This window comes from Novosphingobium sp. 9U, from assembly GCF_902506425.1.
Taxonomy (GTDB): Bacteria; Pseudomonadota; Alphaproteobacteria; order Sphingomonadales; family Sphingomonadaceae; genus Novosphingobium.
The window spans coordinates 1-4,101 of record NZ_LR732533.1 but is presented as its reverse complement, the minus strand read 5'-3'; the positions used below and the strand labels follow the sequence as shown (position 1 = coordinate 4,101).

4 protein-coding genes and 2 pseudogenes are annotated in these 4,101 nt (G+C 60.4%); 2 read left to right on the top strand and 4 right to left on the bottom strand.

The window, feature by feature from the left end; all coding sequences use genetic code 11:
• Nucleotides 1-142, bottom strand: a pseudogene (locus GV044_RS20720) (sigma-70 family RNA polymerase sigma factor); the annotation flags it as partial.
• 22 nt (nt 143-164) lie between these two features.
• Between GV044_RS20720 and GV044_RS20715 the strand changes: the two are divergent.
• Nucleotides 165-479, top strand: coding sequence for a hypothetical protein (locus GV044_RS20715; protein WP_159874367.1), 315 nt, complete (start codon nt 165-167; stop codon nt 477-479).
• Between the two features lie 1,578 nt (nt 480-2,057).
• Here the strand turns inward: GV044_RS20715 and GV044_RS20710 are convergent.
• The 3 genes from GV044_RS20710 to GV044_RS20700 form a co-directional block, all read right to left on the bottom strand.
• On the bottom strand, nt 2,058-2,249 hold the full coding sequence (locus tag GV044_RS20710) for a hypothetical protein (protein ID WP_159874366.1): 192 nt from the start codon (nt 2,247-2,249) through the stop codon (nt 2,058-2,060).
• Between the two features lie 271 nt (nt 2,250-2,520).
• A complete protein-coding gene (locus tag GV044_RS20705; protein WP_159874365.1) occupies nt 2,521-2,949 on the bottom strand; it encodes a hypothetical protein in 429 nt (142 codons plus the stop codon).
• Nucleotides 2,949-3,107 (bottom strand): hypothetical protein, encoded by a 159-nt coding sequence (locus GV044_RS20700; protein WP_159874364.1) that lies wholly within the window; start codon nt 3,105-3,107, stop codon nt 2,949-2,951. The genes GV044_RS20705 and GV044_RS20700 overlap by 1 nt, the downstream gene beginning before the upstream one ends.
• A gap of 56 nt (nt 3,108-3,163) precedes the next feature.
• On the opposite strand from GV044_RS20700, the pseudogene GV044_RS20695 reads away from it, so the two are divergent.
• Nucleotides 3,164-3,839, top strand: a pseudogene (locus GV044_RS20695) (IS5 family transposase); the annotation flags it as partial.
• Between the last annotated feature and the right edge of the window lie 262 nt (nt 3,840-4,101).

The window sequence follows — 4,101 nt, the reverse complement described above, 5'->3', positions numbered from 1 at the left end:
CGCGGCGGTACTGGAACTTGTCGACCGCCTTCATCAGGCCGATGTTGCCCTCCTGGATCAAGTCCAGGAACTGCAGGCCGCGGTTGGTGTACTTCTTGGCAATCGAGATCACGAGCCGCAGGTTCGCCTCGATAGCCACCTTAGGGTGGTTCAGGAGCGCTGCGGTGATTGAAGATCAGGGACCGTGGTTCGTCCGCGTGAGTAAAAACAAGGTTGCAGTCGGTGTGTTCACCTGCGCTGAGGATGTGCTCGCTGCCTCGATTGATGAAGTGACCGAAGCCGATGCCTGTGAGTACAAGAAGCTGCCGCCCGGAGGCGTGATCTTCGGCGGCGCGCCGGTGCTTCACGAGCTTGATAAGCTGAAGAGAGACTACGCCTACATAGATGGTTGGAGCGTAACGGAGACTTGGGGAGGCCTCTTCCAGGACGACGGTCTCTGGCGGCGCATCGGACTGCCATCTTTCGCCAACGATGAGTAGAAAGTGGTGTCGCCGTCTTCGCGGTGCACGAGCTATATGGCGTCGCCGTGGCATTCACCGGCTTGAAGCTAGCATTCGAGCAGCGCCGCCCACGGGCTAGCCGCCAACAAGCTTCGTCAAGGTTGCTGAAGCTTCTTTCTACGCCCAGCTTTAGCCCGCTCGTAGTCGCGCCGCGCAATGTCCAGCGCGCAGACCTTGATCTGCAGTAGGTCATGAGCGTCTTCATAGTCCCGCGCGCGCGACTTAGGCTGACGATGCGCTCACGTTGCGCTTCGAGGCGCGCTGGGCTTCCGCCACATGGCGAGCGGCCATCTCAAGTCTCGTCTGGCTCAATCCTCAACCTCGTCCCATGGCGTGGGCAGAAGCCCCGCGCTCTCTCTGCTTATACTCCCCGATGTTGAGGCTGACAGCCGGCGCGTGCAAGCCGCTTTCGGGAGCGGCAAAGCCGCTGCAGCCGATTGTCTTGGAATGAGACGGCGAGCCTCCGTCGCACGTACACAGGGGCCCGCAGGTTTTTGCGGCCCGTGTCACAACGTTGAACGCGGGCCGGGGTGCAAGGCAGGAGCCGGCGAATGCGTCGCCTGATTTCACTTACCCTCATGGTGCTTATGGGATGGCTGGTGAACGTAGACCTCCTCTGGCCCCTGATAGCCGCTATGGCGGGTGTGATCGGCCTGATGGGGACCCAGGCGTTTATCGACCATAGGGCAGCGCGGACGGCGGCGCTGACCACCCCTGCTCGAGTCGCCGACCCACGCTGATGAAGACTCTGCAATCACGTTTGGTGAACGTGGAGGCTCAATTATTTAACAGCCCTTTACAACCCTTTAAGAGATTGAGGCTCATTTTGGCCTCGGCTCCGCAGGACCACCACCATCAGCTAAGATCGCACACGATCGCAGGTCCTAGATCGCAGGGGTCTACGGCCTTCATCAGTCCGAGAGCGTGCTATGCAATATATTCTTAAGCCTCAGAACCTACCGCGGCTGAACGGGTCGCCCAAATGCAATGGTCAGGGTCGCGGAGTAAGCTCCGCGGCTCTGTCCGCGCTGCCAAGCTGCAAGCAACCACAATGATCTACGCAGAAGCCGCCTACTTCGACGGCGCCGCAGTCGCGCATGTAGTCGCTTGGGAGGAGCACCGTCGTCTGTTAGCTCGCGCGGCAGCCTGTTCCGCTGCAAGCCACCCGCACGAGCGATCCAAGCGCAAGCAGGTAAGCGTTGATGAGCAACGACGAGAACCCGTCACCGCAATCGCAGAGCCGGCGCCCGCCGGCATGAGAACCCTCCGATTGGTTCGCTGAGAGGCATACGGCGCGGCGCGGGGCTGCTCCTGACCGTCGCCAAAGTCACATCACTCGGAAACGCTCAGGACTGGCCACGTTTGTGTAGGTGCTGTCAAAGCAACTGCACTGGCCGCACCCGAGGCGAGACCCTTCCCCGTTTGCCTGCTCATCAGCAGGCAAACGGTATCACATCCGGAAAAAAGCCGAGCAGATTCGCAGGACTGCCAGCGGGAGCGGCATGCCCGGCGTTCTCTGAAGAACCCGTTAGCGGCTGCCGCTTCAACTCTGGTGCGTTAGGTTTGACAATACCTTTTGGACGCGCCGCTCGCCACCAGCTTGCGCTGACGCTCGAGCGTGCGCACGCCTTCGTAGACGCCGAAGTCCTGCGTGCTGATTACGATCGCGCGCTTGCCCACGGTGATGAGAACGGGATGCACGCCATCGAGCCGCGCCAGCGACCGCTGGCCCAGAGCATAGGTCGTCATTGTCTCCTGATCGGAGGCAGATTTTAGCTCAGCGCTGAGCCGATACGAGGCGCTGTTAGCCTTTACTTAATCCGCCAGGCCACAATGGTTCGGCGGTGGGGAAGTACTATGTCGCAAGAACTAATCGAGCGTTGCGCAGTAGCGCGCGCAGCAAAGCACAAGCAAATAGCCGAACGGCGTGCCGATCATGGTCTGTCAGCAAAAGGCAAGGTCGAGACCGCAAATGAGTTCCGCACGCGGGTGCTTGCATGGGTCTCAGGTTGGTATCCGCCTAAGCGGTAAGGCGAGAACGGCGCCGACATACCTGTCGGCTGACCGCAACTCGGCAGCGCACCAGCTTGTCTTTCTCTTCCTCGAGGCGCTTAGCGGCGAGGCTCACGAGCGCGTTCATCTCCGCTTCTTCCTGCCGGCGCATTCCGCTTCGCTCTTCAGCGTGCGTGTTCCGGCAGCCAGTCCAGAAGTAGATCGCGCCGAAGATCAGGATGGCAAAGTGCTCCATGACGAAGATCCATTGATCCGGGTCATGCGCAGGCGGCACATATCCCATGCGGCCGATGCCGAAGCACATGAACGCGACACCGAGCGAGGCAAACTTGAACTGTCGTATCTGCGGCTCGGCGGCGTGCGTTCCATGATCGAGCAGAAGCGACATCAGCACGAGATAACCGAGCACGGTCACGGCGTTGATGGCGGCAAGCATCAGCTGCCCTTCTTCGACCAGGGCATCGAAAAGTCGAGTTCGCGAACGCGTTCCACGCCCTTCTTCGATCCCAAACCTGCGATCATCATGGCGGCTTGAACCGGCAGATCCTTTACGTACGGAACATGAGGATGCAGGATCGCAGGCAACAGCCCCATGAGCAGCGCGGCGAACAGCGTCGCCCACTTATCGATGCGGTGATCAGGCTTGAGCCGTTCTCCCTCCGCCGTCCGTTGTGGGGTGTCCCCGCGAGTGGCCGCTGCGGCGCATCCTCGAGGCAATCCTGTACCTCCCGCGCGGCGGTTTGCCGTGCGAATGCTACCGCCCTGCTTTCCGCCAGTCTCGACCGTGCGGCGCTGGATCTACCTGTGGCGCGACAATAGGCTGTGGCTCACGATCAATCATGCGCTGCTGATGATCTCGCGCGAAGCGGAAGGTCGCGAGCCCTCGCCCAGCGCTGGCGTGATCGATAGCCAGAGTGTGAAAACAACAGAGAGCGGCGGTCCTCGCGGCTATGATGCGGGCAAGAAGGTCAAGGGCCTCAAACGCCATATCCTCACCTATACCCAAGGCAATCTGGGTCACGCTGTGATCCACACCGTCGACATTCAGGATCAAGACTGCGCGCCGCTGGTGCTCGCAGAAATTCTGCACAGCTTTCCCTGGCCGCGCAAAATCTTCGCTGATGGCGGCTATGCCGGAGACAAGCTGAAGGACGCCCTGCGCCGGATCAGCAGATGGACATCGCGATCATCACGCGATCCGATGCCCCTAGCGGCTTCGAGGTCCTGCCTCGGCGCTGGGTAGTCGAACGTACCCTTGCGTGGCTCAATCGCGATCGGCGTCCCGCCAAGAACTTCGAGCAGACCATCGCGTCGGCCACCGCATAGCTGTTCCTCGCATCGGTGCAGCTCCTCGCTCGCCGCGTAGCAAGGCTCGCAAAATCAGATGCTTAGTTTCGAATCCGACTCTTAGACTTTACACCCGGGGGTAGGTCTGTTCAGGTCCACAGCGCCATCAATGAACAACAGAGGTAAGTGTGGCTAATCGGGCTCAACGGAGAGTGGTTAACAGAAAGCCTTCGCGCATTAAGAACTTACTGGGTTGTTTAGATTTCGGCCGTACCCAGAAGGAGCCTCGGCAGTTCTCCCC